Origin of the sequence: Rodentibacter trehalosifermentans, assembly GCF_002000545.1 — a bacterium.
Taxonomy (GTDB): domain Bacteria; phylum Pseudomonadota; class Gammaproteobacteria; order Enterobacterales; family Pasteurellaceae; genus Rodentibacter; species Rodentibacter trehalosifermentans.
On record NZ_MLHL01000107.1, the window covers coordinates 1 to 1,851 of the forward strand.

Sequence of the window (1,851 nt, forward strand, 5' to 3'; positions counted from 1 at the left end):
AAAAGCGAAACCGACCCAAGGTTTAATATCGTCTACAAAATGACGGACAATTCATCCCGTTATTGTTCCTTCCCTAAACTGGAAAAAAGCGAAACGGTCGCCTACCGTTCTTGGGTGGATGAACGCATTGCGGCGAATTTCAAACGCGGCGAACTGACCACGCAAAACCTCAACGAGGTGCAGGCTTATGGCGTTTATATGCAAGGGGCAAATGCCAATGCTACCGATGAGCGGAATTACCCTGTCCGTTTCGCCGGAACCTTGTTAGTGTTACCCTCTGCCTATGGTGTGATGCAAAAATATACCCACTTCCGCACCGGCGAAGAATACCAACGCAACCGCAATATTGACGGCCGCACGTGGAGCGAATGGCGAAGAGTGGATGGGATTGATAAGGTATCAAAATCAGGCGATACCATAACCGGCACCTTATCCATTCAGGGCATTTTAAAGCTCACCCAAGGCAAAAAAACATTACACATTGAAGCCATGGCGAAATCCCAAAACAGCATGGGCAAAATCAGTTATCACAGTGAAAATGGCAATACTGAATTTGAGCAGGTGCTACAGAATAAAAATGGCACACTGGCATTGCTATCTGATTTACAACCGCTATCGGATTTATTCATCGGTGTGCCCATTCCCTATCCACTTGCCGCGATTCCTGATGGCTGTCTTGCCATGAATGGTCAGCGATTTGATAAAAATCGCTATCCGAAACTGGCGCAAAAATACCCTGAAGGCACATTGCCGGATTTGCGTGGGGAGTTTATTCGGGGTTGGGATAATGAGAGAGGGGTGGATTCGGAACGTGGGTTATTATCGGCTCAAGGGGATACAATCCGCAATATGACCGGATTTTTCAATGGTTCTCTACATAAACATTATAGCGACGGCTTTACAAAAGGTGTTCCCAATAAAGTTTATCTGGATGGTGTTTTTGGTTTAAACCCTAACAATCATAATATTGCGTTATCAACTGTTAATATAACAACAGTAAAAGATTATGCTGATGGGATTAACTTTGATGCAAGCCGGGTTGTGCCAACCGCAAGCGAAAACCGCCCACGCAATATCGCATTCCACTATATCTGCCTCGCCGCATAAGGAGCAACAATGACAATCAATTTTGACAATAACGGTTTTGCCCTTGAGAGCGGTGAAATCACGGTTTATACCACCGACCATAACGGCATTTTTAGACAAAAAACAACTGAATATGTAAGCGAAGGTGGTAGCCTTGCCGCCGGTAGTTATTTCGACGCGCCACCCAAAGCCAAAAAAGGATTTGTGATTAGACGACAAAAACACGGTTGGGATTATCTCGCAGATAATCGCGGTATGTATTACGACACGGAAACAGGCGCGCCGGTGGAGCACACCGAGTTTGGCGAATTACCGCAAAACCTCACACCAATCGCACCACTTACGGAACCCTGTAAATGGAATGGCGAAACTTGGGTAAAAGATGAAGAAAAACTGACCGCACTTTTAACTGAACAGCGCAAACGTGTCTTTGCGCAAATCGTGGCAAAACGTGACGAATGTGTAAACGGTGGGGTATATGTTGAGCGGATAGGAAAATGGGTTGATACAGACGAAAAAGGGCGCGCAACACTGGTTGAAATCAAAGCGGATTTTGATTTAAACGGCAAAGAGAATAGTTATACGCTCATTTGTTCGGACAACACGGCATACACACTTAACTTTGATGAGTTTAAGTCTGTCTGGGATGCCGTGAAAACCCTCAAAGAAAAGATGTTTGAAAACGCCTATATGCATCAAATTTTATTAGAGCAAGCGGAAAACCCTCTTGAATATGATTGGTCGATTGGTTGGAGTAAAACCTAT

2 protein-coding genes are annotated in these 1,851 nt (G+C 44.8%); both read left to right on the forward strand.

Annotation, left to right across the window (positions count from 1 at the left end; all coding sequences use genetic code 11):
- Positions 1-198: 198 nt before the first annotated feature.
- Positions 199-1,107: a tail fiber protein gene (locus BKK52_RS13095; protein ID WP_077474353.1), complete on the forward strand. Its 909-nt coding sequence runs from the start codon at positions 199-201 to the stop codon at positions 1,105-1,107.
- 9 nt (positions 1,108-1,116) lie between these two features.
- Positions 1,117-1,851 (forward strand): DUF4376 domain-containing protein (locus BKK52_RS13100; protein ID WP_244160264.1); only part of this gene is annotated, 735 nt, incomplete at its 3' end.

Coding starts and splice junctions, on each gene's coding strand:
- BKK52_RS13095 (WP_077474353.1), top strand. CDS start 199: ATGCAAGGGGCAAATGCCAATGCTACCGATGAGCGGAATTACCCTGTC.